This is a genomic window from Streptomyces sp. NPDC004539 (genome assembly GCF_040610055.1).
Taxonomy (GTDB): domain Bacteria; phylum Actinomycetota; class Actinomycetes; order Streptomycetales; family Streptomycetaceae; genus Streptomyces.
Genome location: NZ_JBEXLS010000005.1, coordinates 263,349 through 278,264, shown reverse-complemented (window position 1 = coordinate 278,264; position 14,916 = coordinate 263,349). Strand labels below are relative to the sequence as shown.

General features: G+C 72.7%; 15 protein-coding genes. 10 read left to right on the top strand and 5 right to left on the bottom strand.

Features of this window, described 5'->3' with window-relative positions:
* Nucleotides 1-52: 52 nt before the first annotated feature.
* Together ABZX85_RS13005 and ABZX85_RS13000 are read left to right on the top strand one after the other, a co-directional pair.
* The gene (locus ABZX85_RS13005) at nucleotides 53-1,378 is read left to right on the top strand and encodes an acyl-CoA dehydrogenase family protein (protein ID WP_355866039.1); all 1,326 of its coding nucleotides are present in this window, start codon (nucleotides 53-55) and stop codon (nucleotides 1,376-1,378) included.
* Nucleotides 1,375-2,475, top strand: a complete 1,101-nt coding sequence (locus tag ABZX85_RS13000; RefSeq protein ID WP_355866036.1) for a phosphotransferase family protein — start codon at nucleotides 1,375-1,377, stop codon at nucleotides 2,473-2,475. Before ABZX85_RS13005 ends, ABZX85_RS13000 begins: the two co-directional genes overlap by 4 nt.
* 111 nt (nucleotides 2,476-2,586) lie before the next feature.
* Here ABZX85_RS13000 and ABZX85_RS12995 read toward each other — a convergent pair whose 3' ends face one another.
* A complete protein-coding gene (locus tag ABZX85_RS12995; protein ID WP_355866033.1) occupies nucleotides 2,587-3,354 on the bottom strand; it encodes an SDR family oxidoreductase in 768 nt (255 codons plus the stop codon).
* 54 nt (nucleotides 3,355-3,408) lie between these two features.
* Here ABZX85_RS12995 and ABZX85_RS12990 point away from each other — a divergent pair, with 54 nt between their 5' ends.
* Together ABZX85_RS12990 and ABZX85_RS12985 are read left to right on the top strand one after the other, a co-directional pair.
* Entirely contained in the window at nucleotides 3,409-4,845 is a 1,437-nt protein-coding gene (locus ABZX85_RS12990; RefSeq protein ID WP_355866030.1) for an AMP-binding protein, read from the top strand.
* A complete protein-coding gene (locus tag ABZX85_RS12985; protein WP_355866028.1) occupies nucleotides 4,838-5,953 on the top strand; it encodes a thiolase family protein in 1,116 nt (371 codons plus the stop codon). The genes ABZX85_RS12990 and ABZX85_RS12985 overlap by 8 nt, the downstream gene beginning before the upstream one ends.
* 71 nt (nucleotides 5,954-6,024) lie before the next feature.
* On the opposite strand, the gene ABZX85_RS12980 is transcribed toward ABZX85_RS12985, so the two are convergent.
* From ABZX85_RS12980 to ABZX85_RS12965, 4 genes are read right to left on the bottom strand one after another with little or no spacing between them, the layout of a single operon-like run.
* Nucleotides 6,025-6,819 carry an acyl-CoA thioesterase domain-containing protein gene (locus ABZX85_RS12980; RefSeq protein WP_355866025.1) on the bottom strand — a complete coding sequence of 265 codons (795 nt, stop codon included), beginning with the start codon at nucleotides 6,817-6,819 and terminating at the stop codon, nucleotides 6,025-6,027.
* A gap of 50 nt (nucleotides 6,820-6,869) precedes the next feature.
* Nucleotides 6,870-7,604 (bottom strand): acyl-CoA dehydrogenase family protein, encoded by a 735-nt coding sequence (locus ABZX85_RS12975; protein WP_355866022.1) that lies wholly within the window; start codon nucleotides 7,602-7,604, stop codon nucleotides 6,870-6,872.
* 5 nt (nucleotides 7,605-7,609) lie between these two features.
* Nucleotides 7,610-8,701, bottom strand: coding sequence for an acyl-CoA dehydrogenase family protein (locus ABZX85_RS12970; RefSeq protein WP_355866019.1), 1,092 nt, complete (start codon nucleotides 8,699-8,701; stop codon nucleotides 7,610-7,612).
* Complete coding sequence (locus ABZX85_RS12965) at nucleotides 8,698-9,108, bottom strand: nuclear transport factor 2 family protein (protein ID WP_355866016.1); 411 nt, start codon at nucleotides 9,106-9,108, stop codon at nucleotides 8,698-8,700. Before ABZX85_RS12965 ends, ABZX85_RS12970 begins: the two co-directional genes overlap by 4 nt.
* 102 nt (nucleotides 9,109-9,210) lie before the next feature.
* Here ABZX85_RS12965 and ABZX85_RS12960 point away from each other — a divergent pair, with 102 nt between their 5' ends.
* The 6 genes from ABZX85_RS12960 to ABZX85_RS12935 are packed head-to-tail and all read left to right on the top strand — an operon-like array spanning nucleotide 9,211 to nucleotide 14,894.
* The gene (locus tag ABZX85_RS12960; protein WP_355866013.1) at nucleotides 9,211-11,325 is read left to right on the top strand and encodes an ABC transporter permease; all 2,115 of its coding nucleotides are present in this window, start codon (nucleotides 9,211-9,213) and stop codon (nucleotides 11,323-11,325) included.
* Nucleotides 11,306-12,136 (top strand): ABC transporter ATP-binding protein, encoded by an 831-nt coding sequence (locus tag ABZX85_RS12955; RefSeq protein ID WP_355866010.1) that lies wholly within the window; start codon nucleotides 11,306-11,308, stop codon nucleotides 12,134-12,136. The genes ABZX85_RS12960 and ABZX85_RS12955 overlap by 20 nt, the downstream gene beginning before the upstream one ends.
* The gene (locus ABZX85_RS12950) at nucleotides 12,133-12,840 is read left to right on the top strand and encodes an ABC transporter ATP-binding protein (RefSeq protein ID WP_355866007.1); all 708 of its coding nucleotides are present in this window, start codon (nucleotides 12,133-12,135) and stop codon (nucleotides 12,838-12,840) included. Before ABZX85_RS12955 ends, ABZX85_RS12950 begins: the two co-directional genes overlap by 4 nt.
* Nucleotides 12,837-13,295, top strand: coding sequence for a hypothetical protein (locus tag ABZX85_RS12945; RefSeq protein ID WP_355866005.1), 459 nt, complete (start codon nucleotides 12,837-12,839; stop codon nucleotides 13,293-13,295). The genes ABZX85_RS12950 and ABZX85_RS12945 overlap by 4 nt, the downstream gene beginning before the upstream one ends.
* Nucleotides 13,198-13,578: a hypothetical protein gene (locus ABZX85_RS12940; RefSeq protein ID WP_355866002.1), complete on the top strand. Its 381-nt coding sequence runs from the start codon at nucleotides 13,198-13,200 to the stop codon at nucleotides 13,576-13,578. Before ABZX85_RS12945 ends, ABZX85_RS12940 begins: the two co-directional genes overlap by 98 nt.
* Before the next feature lie 17 nt (nucleotides 13,579-13,595).
* Nucleotides 13,596-14,894: an amidohydrolase family protein gene (locus tag ABZX85_RS12935; protein ID WP_355865999.1), complete on the top strand. Its 1,299-nt coding sequence runs from the start codon at nucleotides 13,596-13,598 to the stop codon at nucleotides 14,892-14,894.
* Nucleotides 14,895-14,916 lie beyond the last annotated feature (22 nt).

Genomic DNA, 14,916 nt, shown 5'->3' with positions numbered 1-14,916 from the left:
TGAGAATGGCATTCTGCTAGCGTCAGAACACCATTCTGATGGAGGGTGCGTCATGTGGGACTTCAGTACCGACGCCGAGTTCCAGGAGAAGCTGGACTGGGCCGCCGGGTTCGTCCGTGAGGAGATCGAGCCGCTCGACGTGCTCTTCCCGGGCAACGCCGATCCGTACGACCGTGACAGCGAGGTCTTCCGCGAAGTCGTCCGCCCGTTGCAGCGCAAGGTGCGGGAGCGGGGGCTGTGGGCCGCCCATCTGCCGCCCTCGCTGGGCGGCATGGGCATGGGCCAGGTCAGCCTCGGACTGCTCAACGAGATACTGGGCCGCTCCAGTTGGGCCCCGATGGTCTTCGGCACGCAGGCCCCGGACTCCGGGAACGCGGAGATCCTCGCGCACTACGCGACCGAGGAGCAGCGCAAGGAGTACCTGGAGCCGCTGCTCGACGGGCGGATCGTGTCGACGTTCGCGATGACCGAGCCGACCGGGGGAGCGGACCCCGGCGGGTTCACGTGCCGGGCCGTGCGGGACGGCGACGAGTGGGTGATCGACGGCGAGAAGTGGTTCGCGTCCAACTACCCCCTCGCGGCCTTCGTGATCGCGATGGTCGTCACCGACCCGGACGTCCCCGTCCACCAGGGCGCCTCGATGATCCTCGTCCCCGCCGGGACACCCGGCATGGAGATGGTGCGCGGCACCGGCATGGGCGGCGAACCCCTCGGCGAGGGCGTCCACGCCTACCTGCGCTTCACCGGCTGCCGGGTCCCCGCCGACAACCTCCTCGGCGAACCCGGCTCCGGCTTCCTCATCGCGCAGACCCGCCTCGGCGGCGGCCGGCTCCACCACGCGATGCGCTCGGTCGGCCAGTGCGGGAAGGCGCTGGAGATGATGACGGAACGGATCGCGTCCCGCCGTACCCGAGGCGGACCCCTCGCCGACCAGCAGGCCGTACGTCATCAACTCGCCGACAGCTGGGTGCAGATCGAGCAGTTCCGCCTCCAAGTCCTGCACGCCGCCTGGCACATGGACCGCGCCGCCCGCACCGGCGACCGCGACCACGCCCGCGAGGCCCGGCTCCACGTGTCGGGCGTGAAGGTCGCCACCCCGAAGATCCTCGTCGACGTCGCCTACCGCGCCCTCCATATCCACGGCGCGCTCGGCGTCTCCAACGAACTCCCCCTCGTCAAGATGTGGCTCTCCGGCCCCACCCTCGGCGTCGCCGACGGCCCCACCGAGGCCCACCAGGACGTCGTGGCACGCCTGTTGCTCAAGCGGGCGACCCCGGCGGACGACCCGTACTTCGGCACGGCCCACCTGCCGACCCGCCTCGAAGCGGCCCGCGCCAAGTACGCGGGGCGACTCCCGGAGACGGCGGCGGGCTGGTGACCGCACCTCACGAGAAGGCGGACGACACCCCCATGGACGACGGCACCCCGATGGACAGCGCCGATCAGCCCCCCTCGGACCTCACCCTCCTCAACACCTGGCCCGGCCTCGCCGCCCTCCCCGGCTCCGGCCCCGTCACCGCCCTCGACCCCCTCACCGGCGGCGCCCAGAACCAGCTCCACACCCTCCGCCGGGCCGACGGCACCGAACTCGTCCTGCGCCGCCCCGGCCGCCACCTCGCAGCGGGCGCCTCCGACGCCTTCCGCCGGGAAGGCACCGTCCTCGCCGCGCTCGCCGGCACCGACGTCCCCCACCCCCGCCTGTACGCGAGCGTGCGGGACACCGGGGTCCTCGGCGCCCCCTTCTCCGTCCTGGAGAAGATCGACGGCTTCATGCCGAGGGGTCAACTCCCCGGCCGCTACGCGGAGGACGCCGACTGGCGGCGCACGGTCGCGTTCGCGTTCGTCGAGGGCGCGGCCCGCCTCGCGAAGGTCGACCCGTACGCCCACGGCCTCGGTGAACTCGGCAAACCAGAGGGCTGGTTGGCGCGGCAGACCCCCAAGTACCTGAAGATCCTGCACGGTTACCGTGACACCCCCGGCTACCGCGAGACCGAGTCCCCCGAGGTCGACGCGGTCGCCGACTGGCTCACCGCCCACACCCCGCCGAGCGGTGCCACGGGGATCGTGCACGGCGATCTCCAGTTCGCCAACGTCATGTTCGCCCACGACGCACCACGCCTCGCGGCGATCGTCGACTGGGAGATGGCCTCCCTCGGCGACCCCCTCCTCGACCTAGCGTGGCTGCTCACGGCGTGGCGCGAGAAGGGCGACCCGCCCGGCAGCGACCCGCAGTTCCGGCCCTGGGACGGCATCCCCGGCCGCGCCGAACTCGTCGCCCACTACGGCGACTTGACCGGCCGCGACGTCTCCGGCTTCCGCTGGTACCAGGTCCTCGCCTGCTTCCGCCTCGCCGCTCTCCTGGAGGGCAGCCACGCCCGCGCCCTCACGGGGAAGCAGAACGCGAGGATGGGCGAGGCGATGCACGCGTACGCGGGGTGGCTGTGGGCGAAGGCACGCCAGGAGATCGACGGCTGAGGCCACACACCGGCCGGCCTCCCCGCCACTCGGAGGCCGGCTTCTTCGCCGGGCGACGGTCGGTTTCCCCGCCACGCGCCGGGCGGAACCCTCCCGCCCGCGCGCACGCACCTACTTCGGCGGAAACCTCAACGCCCCGTCCAACCGCACCACTTCACCGTTGAGATAGTCGTTCTCGCACAGATGCCGCACCAGCCCCGCGTACTCCTCCGGCCGCCCCATCCGCCGAGGATGCGGCACCTGCGGCCCCCAGTACGCCTCCAGCTGATCCGCCGCCTTCCCGTACGCGGGCGTCAGCACCGTCCCCGGCGCCACCGACACGACACGTATCCCGAGCGGCGACAGATCGCGCGCCGCGACCAGCGTCATCGCGCTCACCCCGCCCTTGGCGGCGGCGTACGGGAGCTGCCCGATCTGCCCCTCGTACGCCGCGATGGACGACGTCATGACGACGACCCCGCGCCCCCCGTCCGCCCCGTACGGCTCGGTGCGGCCGATCGCGGCGGCGGCCAGCCGCAGGACGTTGAAGACGCCCGTCAGGTAGACGTCGACGGTCGTGCGGAACCCGGCGAGAGGCATGGGCGAGCCGTCCTTGCCGACCAGCCGCCCCCCGCTCGCGGGACCGCCGTGGCAGTCGACGGCGATCCTGAACTCGCCCAGGGAGACGGCCTCTTCGACGGCGGCACCCACCGAGTCCCCGTCGGTCGCGTCGGTCCGGACGTACCGCACCCCCAGCTCCGACTCCAGCGCCTTGCCCTTCTCGTCGGCGAGATCCGCGACGACGACCCGCGCGCCCGACGCGTGCAGCCGCCGTACCGTCGCCTCGCCCAGCCCGCCCGCGCCGCCCACGACCAGCGCTGCGACACCCTCGATCTGCACAGAAGTTCCCCTCTCTTGCGAGTGAGGCTCTGAGTGTATGAGAATGCCATTCTCATGAACATAGCCGTGATCCTGGAAATGGCCGCCTCGGCGGGGGACCGGCCGGCGGTCACCGAGGGCGGACGCACCCTCTCGGCCGCCGACCTCCAGCGCCTCGCCCACCACGCGGCAGCCCGCTTCCGTGACCGCACAGCGGTCCTCCACCTCGGCCGCAGCCACCTCGCCTACCCGGTCGCCCTGTTCGGCGCGGCCCTCGCCGGGGTCCCGTTCGTCCCCCTCAACTACCGCCTCGGTGAAGCCCAGTTGATGGAACTCGTCGACCGCCACCCGGGCGCGGCACTCCTCACCGAGGACGACCTCGACGCCCTCCTCACCCCGACCGGCGACCCCGACCCCCAGCCCACCCCGGACGACCGCGACGCCACCGCCGTCACCCTCTACACCAGCGGCACCACGGCCGCCCCGAAAGCCGCTCTCCTGCGCCACCGCCACCTCCTCGCCTACGTCTTCAACACGCAGGACTTCGGCTCGGCGGACCCGGCGGACGCCACTCTCGTCGCCCTCCCGCCGTACCACGTCGCGGGGTTGATGAACCTCCTCACGAACCTCTACGCGGGCCGCCGCATCGTCTACCTCCCCGACTTCGACGCCGACGACTGGCTCGGCACCGTCAGGAGCGAGGGCGTCACGCACGCGATGGTCGTCCCGACGATGCTCGCCCGCCTGACCGCCGACGACACCCCGGCCGACGTCCCCACCCTGCGCAGCCTCGCCTACGGCGGCGCCCGCTGCCCGCGCCCCGTCGTGGAACGCGCGCTGCGCCGCTTCCCCGGCACCGGGTTCGTCGGCGCCTACGGGCTCACCGAGACCTCGTCGTCCCTGTGCGTCCTCGGCCCCGACGACCACCGGCGGGCCCTCGCCTCCGAAGACCCGCTGATCCAGGCCCGGTTGGGGTCGGCGGGCCGTCCGCTGCCCGGGGTCGAGGTGGAGATCCGGGACGAGGACGGCGTACCCGTCGAACCCGGGGAGAGCGGGCTCGTGTTCGTGCGCGGGGAGCAGATCTCCGGCGAGTACGAAGGCGTCAACGGCCTTGACGGCGAAGGGTGGTTCGCGACGCGGGACCGGGGGCGCCTGGACGCCGGGGGGTATCTGTTCGTCGAGGGGCGGGCGGACGACACGATCATCCGGGGCGGCGAGAACATCGCCCCCGCCGAGATCGAGGACGTCCTGCTGCGCCACCCCGGCGTCCAGGAGGCGGCCGTGCTCGGGCTGCCCGACCCGGAGTGGGGGCAGCGGCTCGTCGCCGTCCTCGTCGGCTCCGGGGACCCCGAGGAGATCCGGGCCTTCGCGCGGCGCCGGCTGCGCTCCGCCAAGACCCCCGACACGGTCGTCTTCCGCCCCGAACTGCCCCGCACCGCCACCGGAAAGATCCTGCGCCGCACCCTCGTCGCCGAACTGGCCGACCCGGAGGAGGAGTCCGCCGATGCCTGAAGCCGTGATCGTGAGCGCCCTGCGTACCCCCATCGGCACCGCCTTCAAGGGGAGCCTCAAAGACACGACGGCCCACGAACTGGCGGACGTCGTGCTCTCGGCCGCCGCCCGGGGCCTGGACCCCGGGCTGGTGGACGACGTCGTCCTCGCCGAGTCCCACTACGGCGGCGGAGTCGTCGCCCGCCACGCCGCGCTCACCGCCGGACTGCCCCACGTCCCCGGCCTCGCCCTCAACCGGCACTGCGCGGGCGGCCTCGCGGCCGTCCAGACCGCCGCCGCCTCGATCCGGTCCGGCATGGACCGGCTGATCCTCGCCGGAGGCGTCAACTCGCTCTCCACGGCACCCAAGTTGACGGTCCGGGGCGAACCCTGGATGCCGCCCACCCACCCCGACCGGCCCGACGCCCCCAACCTGGACATGTCGATCACCGTCGGCTGGAACACCGCCGTCAAGGCCGGCATCAGCCGCGCCGACATGGACGGTTGGGCGCTGCGCTCGCACCGCAACGCCGTACGCGCCCTGGACGAGGGGCGGTTCAAGGAGGAGACCGTACCCGTCGGGGACTTCGCCGCCGACGAGCACCCGCGCCGGGACACCAGCGCGGAGCGGCTCGCCTCGCTGAAGGTGCTGCACCCCGAGATCGAGGGGTTCTCCGTCACGGCCGGCAACGCCTGCGGGGCCAACGACGGAGCGGCGGTACTGGCCGTGGCGGACGAGCAGTTGGGGCTGCCCGCCCTGGCGACCGTCCGCGCCTGGGCCTCGGTGGGCGTCGACCCGGCCGACACCGGGCTCGCTCCCGTACTGGCCATTCCCAAGGCGCTCGGGCGGGCCGGGTACGCCGTCTCCGACGTCGACCTGTTCGAGATCAACGAGGCGTTCGCGTCAGTCCCCGTCGCCGTGATCCGGCGGCTCGGCCTCGACCCCGAGGCGGTCAACGTCAACGGCAGCGGCTGCTCGCTCGGACATCCGGTGGCGGCGACGGGGGCGCGGATGCTGGTGACGCTCGTGCACGAACTGCGGCGCAGGGGCGGGGGGTTGGGCGTCGCGGCGATGTGCGCGGGCGGGGGGATGGGGTCGGCGGTGGTGGTGGAGGTGCCCGCGCCCTGAGCACGCGAAGGCGCCCGGGACACACGGAGAGAGGGGCCCCGAACAACCGGAGCCCCTGTCCGCCGTCCTCCTCAGCCCCCGAACCGCAACAACCCCTCCTGCGCGTACGACGCGACCAACTCCCCTCCCTCGCCCAGCACATCCCCCCGCCCGAAGCACCGCCCGTGCGCCGCGACGGGACTCTCCTGCCGCAGCAGCAGCCACCCCCCGCTCTCCAACGGCCGGTGGAACCACACCGTGTGCGACGTCACCGCCGACGCGAACACGCTCCCCGAGCCCCCCTGCGTCACCCCGTCCACCGGCCGCAACGCCGTCCCGATCAGCGTCAGGTCGGTCGCGTACGACAGCACTGCGGGCACCACCTCCCGCCGCACCGCCGGAATCCGGGTCCACAGCTCGTACACCGGCGCCTCGGACTTCACCGTGTCGAGATCACTCGCGGCCCGCGACTCCCAGGGAAGCAGCCCGAGTTCGACCCCCCGCTCCACCCCCGGCAGCCTCGGCACCGCCTCCACCGTCTGCCGTGCAACCCCCGCCTCCCACCCGTGCAGACTCGCGCTCGCCACCGCCACCACCCCGTGCCCCTGCCGCGCCACCAGCCGCACGGTCGCGAAGGTCCGCCCCTCCTGCACGACGTCCACCTCGTAGCGCACCGGCTCCCCGGTCCGCCCCTCGCGGGTGAACTGCGTGTGCAGGGACTTGAGTTCCTTCCCCGGAGCGGCCAGCACCGCCGCCCGCGCGAACTGCGCGAGGAACTGCCCCCCGAACAGCCTGCGGTACTCCAACTGTTGGGAACGCCCCTCGAAGACCCCCGGCGAGACGGTGGCGAGTTCGAGGCAGCCCAGCAGATCGTTCCAGTCGGTCATGACACCCCTCACAGGTCGACGAAACCCGGTCACAGATCGACGAGACGCGATCACAGGTCGACGAGACGCGGCGCCCGCCCCTCGCGCAGCAGCAACTCCCCGGCCTCCCGGGTCAGTTCACGAGCCGACCCGAGCAGCCCGTCCAGCACCAGAGCCCGCTTCACATGCCGGTGCAGCGCGTGCTCGGCCGTGAACCCGATGCCGCCAAGGGCCTGTTGGCAGTGCCGGGCGGCGAGCAGTGCGGCCCGCCCGGCGGCGGCCTTGCCCAGCAGCGCCCCGGTGTCCCCGTCGGCGGCCTCCAGCGCCGCCTCCGCCCCCTCCAGCGCGACGTACGTCTCCGCGAGCCGGTGCCGCAGCGCCTGGAACGAGGCCAGCGGACGCCCGAACTGCTCCCGGTCCAGGACGTGTTGCCGAGCCAGGCCGAGCATCGCGTGCCCGGTCCCGAGCAGCCACCACCCCAACGCCCGGCGCCCGTCCCCCAGGGGAACGGCCGAACCCCCCGACACCCGCCGGACGTCGAACGGCGCTTCCCGTCCCCACTCGACCCATCCCCCTCCGGCGAACGGCAGCGGCGCCGTTCCCCCGAGCTCCCGCCCCGCCTCCCGCAGCACCACGTCGTTCACCACCGGCACCCAGGCCCCCGTCTCCCCGAGCAGCCGGAACAGCAGCGGTACGACCCCCTCCTCGTCCAGCATCTCGGGCCACCCCAGCTCGCCGAGGCCGGTTCCCGTGGCGAGGGCCTTGCGGAGGGTCTCCTCCAACAGGCCGCGTTCCGTGACATCCACGTGCCTCACTCCTTCCCGAGGTCCAGCAGACGGCGGGCGACGATGTTGCGCTGGATCTCGGCCGTACCGCCGTAGATGGTCGCGGCCCGCGAGTACAGGTACTCCGTCCGCCACGGCGACTCGCCCAGCTCGATCACGCCCGGCAGCAGGTCGCGGGCGGTGTCGTAGAGGCGCTGCTCGGCGGTCGCCAGGAGGATCTTGTCGACGGACGTCTCCGGGCCGAGGCGTCCGCCGTCCGCCAGTCTGCGCTGGGTGGCCGCCGAGCGGCAGCGGGCCGTGTGGAGGCCGAGCCAGACGGCGCCGAGCGCGTCGGCGTCGGGTTCGCAGCCGGCGGCGAGGAGGCGGTCGAGCCGGTTGTGGAGGTGGGCGATCCGGTGCCAGAAGCAGGTGGAGCGCTCGTGGGGGAGGAGGTCCGTCGCGAGCCGCCAGCCGTCCCCCTCCGCCCCGAGCAGGCGCCCGGCCGGGACCCGCACGCCGTCGAGGAACACCTCCGCGAACTCGTCGACGCCGTGCATCGTGCGCAGCGGGCGCACGGTGATGCCGGGGGAGTCCATGTCGACGAGGAACGCGCTGATCCCGGCGTGCCCCGGGCCGCCCGTGCGGGCGAGCAGGACACAGCGGGCCGCGTACTGCGCGAGGCTCGTCCACACCTTCTGGCCGGAGACGACCCACCCGTCGCCGTCGCGTACGGCCCTCGTCGACAGGGACGCCAGGTCGCTGCCCGAACCCGGCTCGGAGAACCCCTGGCACCACTGCTCGGCGCCGCCGAGGAGCCGGGGGACCAGCTCGGCGGCGAGCGCGGGCGGCGCGTAGTCGATCAGCGTCGGGACGAGCACCTCGACCATCGACCAGATGCCCGGCTCGGCGAGGTCCCGTGCGGCGACTTCCTCGCCGAGCACGGCCCGCAGCACCTCGGGCCCGCCGAGTCCCCCGACCTCGGCGGGCCAGCCGTACCGCATCCAGCCGGCGTCCCACAACGCGCGCCGGACCCGGGCGAGTTGGGCGACCTGGGCGTCCAGATCGTGCGCCCCCTCGCCGGACAGGTCCCGCTCGTCCAGCCAACTCCGCAGCCCCGCACGGAAATCGGCGACCCTCATGAACGGGTGAAGGCGTGCGGGCGCCCCGAGTCGTGGCTGCCGCTGCGCCGGATGAAGGTCATCGAGCGGGTCCGCAGCCGCCAGCCCTCGGGGGTGCGGACGTACGTGTCGTTGTAGTAGCCGATGCGCATCTCGTGCTCCGAGTGCTCGACGAAGCACAGGGGCTGGGTGCCGGTCGCGGTGTCGCCGTCCAGGTCGACGGCCGGAGTGCCCACCAGGAAGAGGCCCTTGGGGGCGGCGGCGACCAGCGCCGGGAACTCGTCCAGGGGATACGTGTCGCCGAAGGCGCTGTACGTGCCGTCCGGGGTGAAGACCTTCAGCACCCGGTCGACGTCACCGCGCGTCATCGCAACGGCGTACCGGGCGAGGAGCTGCTCGATCTCTACGAGGTCGGTGGTGGGACTCAACGTGGCACCCTCCTGTGAAGGCTGATGAGAACGTGATTCTCGCAAAGGAGTATCGTGCACGAATGGTTGATTCTCCAATAGAGAGAAGCTAGTTTCCAAGCCATGGATCAGTTCCTGGCCTTCACGGTGGTGGGTCTGACCACGGCGGCGATCTACGCCGTGATCGGCAGCGGCCTGGTGCTCACCCACACCACGGCCGGAGTCTTCAACTTCGCGCACGGCGCGGCCGGCATGTTCGCGGCGTTCGCCTACTGGCAGCTCGCCGTCGGCTGGGGGTGGCCGGTTCCGCTCGCCCTCGCCGCCGTCCTGCTCGTCCTCGCACCCGCCTTCGGACTGCTCGTCGAGCGGGTCCTGATGCGGCCCGTCCAGGCGCTCGGGGAGGCGGAGCGGCTCGTGATGACGGTCGCCCTGCTCACCGGGTGCATCGCCCTCGCCCGCTGGATCTGGGACCCCAACACCCCTCGTCCGCTCAGCCCGTTCCTCGACGACCGGCCCGCGATCGACCTCGGCCCGGCGGCCGTCACCTGGCACCAGGCGATCACCATGGCCGCCGCCCTCGCCATCGCCGCCGCGCTGTGGTTCCTGCTGCACCGCACCCGCGCCGGCACCGAGATGCGGGCCTCCGTCGACGACCGCGCCCTCGCCGGGCTCACCGGCGCCGACCCGCTGCGCGCCGGACGGCTCGCGTGGGTGCTGGGCATCCAACTCGCCGCCGTCGGCGGCATCCTGATCGCGCCGACGGTCGCGCTCGACGCCCAGCAGCTCTCCCTGCTGATCGTCTCCGCGTACACCGCCGCCGTCTTCGGCCGGCTGCGCAGCCTCCCGCTCACCTTCCTCGGCGCGGTCGTCGTCGGCCTCATGGAGGCGTACCTCGCTGGTTACCTCCCCCAGAACGACTACCTCCCCGGCCTGCGCCTCGCCGCCCCCGCCCTGCTCCTCCTGCTCGCCCTCCTCGCCTTCCCGCACCGCCGACTGCGCGGCAGGGACCGCAAGTTGGCGCACGTCCCGCTGCCGAAGGCGCGCGGCTCGCTCGTCTTCGCGGGCTGCGTCGTCCTGTTCGCGGTCGTCCTGGTGACCGTCCTGTCCGAGGACAAGGTCATCTCGTACGGCACGGTCTTCTCGCTCGGCATCGTCGCCCTCTCCTACGTCCCGCTCGCCGGGTACGCGGGCCAGATCTCGCTGTGCCAGCTGTCCATCGCCGGTATCGGAGCCGTGGTGTGGGGGCACCTCGGCGCGGACGGGGAACTGTGGGCGCTGCCCGTCGCCGTCCTGGTCGCCGCCGCCGTCGGCGCGCTCATCGCGCTGCCCGCGCTGCGGCTCTCCGGGATCTACCTCGCCCTGGGGACGACGGCGTTCGCCGTGATCCTCGACCGGTGGATCTTCACCCTCCCCGCGTTCGACGTGTTCGGCCTGCGCATCACCCTCTTCGACCAGGGCTCGGTGTCGGTGACCGGCCCCGACCTCTTCGGCCGGCACCTCACCAGCCCCGGCCAACTCCTCATGCTGGCCGCCGTATTGCTCGCGCTCACCTCCCTCGGCGTGGCCGCGCTGCGCCGGGGCCGGTTCGGGCGGCGGCTGATCGCCCTGCGGGACAGCGAGGCCGCCTACGCGACGCTGGGCGGACGGCTGCTGGGGGCGCGGGTCGCCGTGTTCGCGCTGTCGGCGGGGATCGCGGGGCTCGGCGGGGCGCTGTACGGGATGCAGCAACAGACCGTCACCGCCGAGCAGTTCAACATGATCGCCGGGCTCCCGATCTTCCTGATCGCGGTGATCGGCGGGCTCGGGGCGGTCGGCACCGGCGTCTTCACCGGGATCGCGTTCGTCGTCCCGACCCAGCTCTTCGACGAACTCGGCTCCTGGGCCCACGACTTGTCGGCCCTCCTCATCGCCCTCGCCGGAATGGGCCTCGCCCACAACCCGAGCGGGGTCCTCACCGGGATGCGCGAGGAGTGGACGCCGCTCGCCCGGGACCGGGTGCTGATGCCGGTCCTGGCCGGGGTGCTGGGCCTCGCCTGGGCGCTGGTCGCGACGGGAGCGCTGCCCGGGTGGCCGGCTCTGATCGGCGCGCTCGCCGTCGCCGTCACCCTGCGCGCCAGGGCGGCGGTCCGGGCGAGGCCGAAGCCGGCGGGGGACGTCCCCGTCGAGTGGTGGGGGATACGCCGCCCCTGGCGCCCCGAGGACAGGGAGGTGCTGGACCGTGCCACAGCAACAGGCTGACGCGGCGATCCTGACCGCGGACCACGTCACCGTCACGTTCGGCGGCCGACGCGCCCTCGACGACGTGTCGCTCTCCGCCGTACCCGGAAGAGTCACCGGACTCATCGGGCCCAACGGCGCCGGGAAGAGCACCCTGTTCGACGTCGTCTCCGGACTGCGCCGCCCCCGCACCGGCCGAGTCACCCTCGACGGACACGACATCACCCGCGAAGGCCCCGCCCGCCGCGCCCGGCGCGGCATGTCCCGCACCTTCCAGCACCTCGAACTCTTCGGCAGGCTCACGGTCCGCGACAACCTCCTCGTCGCCGCCGAACTGAGCCGCGAACGCCGCCCTGAGCTGAGCCCCGGGCACCATCCCGAACCCCACCCCGGACACGGCCCCGGCCTGAGCCCCGAACTCCGCTCCGAACGCCACCTCTCCCGCCGCCACCCCGCCCGCACCGTCGACCACGTCCTCACCCGCCTCAACCTCACCCACCTCGCCGACGCCCCCGCCGACGCGCTCCCCACCGGCATCGCCCGCCTCGTGGAAGTGGGCCGCGCCCTGGTCCTCCACCCCCGTGTCCTCCTCCTCGACGAACCCGCCGCCGGACAGGACCCGGAGGAGACCGAGCGGTTCTCCGAACTGCTGCGCTCCCTCGCCCGGGACGACGGGACCGCCGTCCTCCTCGTCGAGCACGACATGAACCTCGTCATGACGGTCTGCGACGACGTGTACGTCCTCGACCTCGGCCGGGTCGTCGCCTGCGGGCCGCCCGAGGCGGTCCAGCGGGACCGGACGGTGCTCGCGGCCTACCTGGGGGAGTCATGACCGCCCTGCTGGAACTCGCCGGAATCCGGGCCGCGTACGACGGGATCACCGTCCTGCACGGCGTCGACCTCGCCGTCCACCCCGGACAGATCGTCGCCCTCCTCGGACCCAACGGGGCGGGAAAGACCACCCTGTTGAAGGTCGCCGCCGGCGTCCACCCGCCCACCGGGGGCCGGTTGCTGCTCGGCGGACGGGACGCGACCGGCGTCCGCGCCGGGGACCTCGCCCGCGCCGGGGTGTGCCTGATCCCCGAGGGCCGAGGCGTCTTCCCGAACCTGTCCGTGCGCGACAACCTCCGCATGATGACGTTCACCGGGCGCCGCCAGGAGGACATCGAGGAGGCCGCGTACGCCCGTTACCCGGTCCTCGGCGCGCGGCGCACCCAGGCCGCGGGCACCCTCTCCGGCGGCGAGCAGCAGATGCTGGCCCTCGCCCGGGGGCTGACGACCGACCCGGCCGTCCTCCTCCTCGACGAACTGTCCATGGGGCTCGCCCCGTTGGTCGTCGCCGAACTCTACGAACGCGTCGCCGAGATCGCCCGCCAGGGGGTCGCGGTGCTCGTCGTCGAGCAGTTCGCCGCCGCCGTCCTCAAGATCGCCGATCACGCCGCCGTCCTCGCCCGCGGCCAGGTCCAGTGGCAGGGGAGTCCGGACGGCTCCCTGCACGCCGAACTCTCCTCCTACTACCTGGGGAGCGCCCCATGACGCAGGACGCCCGCGCGGACCGGTTCGTCCGTGACATCGCCGACCTGAAGATCCCCGACCCCGCCACCGCCCGGAACGCCCTGTGGCTGCGGACGGGTGTCCTGCTGATGCTCGCCGGGCTCGTCCTCGGCGCTCTCGCCTTCCCCCTCGCCCACGCCACCGACTCGACGCTCGGCCAGGGCGACGCCCTCGCGATCGGCCTCGGCGGAGTCAGCGCGGCCGTCGTCGGCGCCGCCCTGTTCCTGCGGTACTCGCTCACCGGGTTCCTGCGGTTCTGGCTGGCCAGACAGTCGTACGACATCGAGCGGCTGGGCGACCGGCTGACCCCCCTGACCCTCCCGGAAGGAGAGCCGCACCATGGAGCCCCCCGCGCCGACCCCGGCACCGACCCCCGCGACGGCACCCGGGCCGACGCCCGCACCGACACCCACGCAGCAGGCCCCGCGCCCCGGTGACCAACTCGCCTCGCCCGCCTCGACGGCCCGCGTCATCGTCATCCGCGCCCCGAAGGAACTCACCGGCGCCATCGAGTGCGCCGGCCAACCCCTGCTGCCCGCCGCCCAGTTGACGGCCCCACCGGTCGCCCCCGGCACCCCGGACGTCCTGATCGGCAAGCGGTACGTCGACGCGGGCGACACCCTCGAACTCCTCTGCACGGCCTCCGGGACAGGTGAACTCACGTACGGGGGCGAGCCGTTGACCGTCAAGGCCGCCAAAGCGCTGCCCGCCTCCGACTAAGTCCAAGGAGCGTGTTCATGGACCGCGACGACATGATCCTCATCAGCGTCGACGACCACATCATCGAACCCCCCGACCTCTTCGCCAACCACCTCCCGGACCGCTGGAAGAAGGACGCCCCCCGCCTCGTCCACAACGACGACGGCACCGACGTCTGGCAGTTCCGCGACAACCGCATCGGCAACGCCGCGCTCAACGCGGTCGCCGGGCGGCCCAAGGAGGAGTACGGCATGGAGCCGCAGGGCCTCGACGAGATCAGGCCCGGCTGCTACGACGTCGACGAGCGGGTCGCCGACATGAACGCGGGCGGGGTCCTCGCCCAGATGAACTTCCCCTCGTTCCCCGGCTTCTCGGCCCGCCTCTTCGCCACCGAGGACTCCGACTTCTCCCTCGCGCTCGTGCGCGCCTACAACGACTGGCACATCGACGAGTGGTGCGCCAAGCATCCCGGACGGTTCATCCCGATGGCCCTCCCCGCCATCTGGGACGCCGAGTTGTGCGCGCGGGAGATCCGCCGGGTCGCGGAGAAGGGGTGCCACTCGCTGACGTTCCCCGAGAACCCCGTGCCGCTCGGCTACCCCAGCTTCCACACCGAGTACTGGGACCCGGTGTGGAAGGCCCTCACCGACTGCGGCACGGTCATGAACCTGCACATCGGGTCCTCCGGGCGGCTCGCCGTGACCTCCGCCGACGCACCGCCGGACGTGATGATCACCCTCCAGCCCATCAACCTCGTCCAGGCGGCGGCCGACCTGATGTGGTCGCGGGTCCTCAAGGAGTACCCGACGCTGAAGATCGCCCTGTCCGAGGGCGGCACCGGCTGGATTCCCTACTTCCTCGAACGCATCGACCGCACCTACGAGATGCACGCCACCTGGACCCTCCAGGACTTCCGAGGCAAGCTCCCCTCCGAGGTGTTCCGCGAGCACTTCCTGACGTGCTTCATCTCCGACCCGATCGGCGTGAAGCTCCGCAACGAGATCGGCATCGACAACATCTGCTGGGAGGCCGACTACCCCCACTCCGACTCCATGTGGCCGAACGCGCCCGAGGAGTTGCACGAGGTCCTCACCGCGAACGGCGTCACCGACACCGAGACCGACAAGATGACCCACCTCAACGCCATGCGCTGGTACTCCTTCGACCCCTTCACCCACGTCCCCCGCGACCGGGCGACGGTCGGCGCCCTGCGCGCCACCGCCGCCGGCCACGACGTCTCCGTGAAGTCCCGCAGCCACCAAGTCGTCGCCCCCGCCGAGAAGTTGGCGGTGTACCGGAAGAAGGCGGAGGCGGCACTCGCGGCCCGGGGGGAGTGAGCGGCCGGGGGGTGGGGTGAGC

Bases quoted from the DNA above. Each gene is read 5' to 3' on its own strand.
- ABZX85_RS13005 (WP_355866039.1), top strand. From the start codon at position 53: ATGTGGGACTTCAGTACCGACGCCGAGTTCCAGGAGAAGCTGGACTGG.
- ABZX85_RS12990 (WP_355866030.1), top strand. From the start codon at position 3,409: ATGAACATAGCCGTGATCCTGGAAATGGCCGCCTCGGCGGGGGACCGG.
- ABZX85_RS12985 (WP_355866028.1), top strand. From the start codon at position 4,838: ATGCCTGAAGCCGTGATCGTGAGCGCCCTGCGTACCCCCATCGGCACC.
- ABZX85_RS12980 (WP_355866025.1), bottom strand. From the start codon at position 6,819: ATGACCGACTGGAACGATCTGCTGGGCTGCCTCGAACTCGCCACCGTC.
- ABZX85_RS12970 (WP_355866019.1), bottom strand. From the start codon at position 8,701: ATGAGGGTCGCCGATTTCCGTGCGGGGCTGCGGAGTTGGCTGGACGAG.
- ABZX85_RS12960 (WP_355866013.1), top strand. From the start codon at position 9,211: ATGGATCAGTTCCTGGCCTTCACGGTGGTGGGTCTGACCACGGCGGCG.
- ABZX85_RS12950 (WP_355866007.1), top strand. From the start codon at position 12,133: ATGACCGCCCTGCTGGAACTCGCCGGAATCCGGGCCGCGTACGACGGG.
- ABZX85_RS12945 (WP_355866005.1), top strand. From the start codon at position 12,837: ATGACGCAGGACGCCCGCGCGGACCGGTTCGTCCGTGACATCGCCGAC.
- ABZX85_RS12940 (WP_355866002.1), top strand. From the start codon at position 13,198: ATGGAGCCCCCCGCGCCGACCCCGGCACCGACCCCCGCGACGGCACCC.
- ABZX85_RS12935 (WP_355865999.1), top strand. From the start codon at position 13,596: ATGGACCGCGACGACATGATCCTCATCAGCGTCGACGACCACATCATC.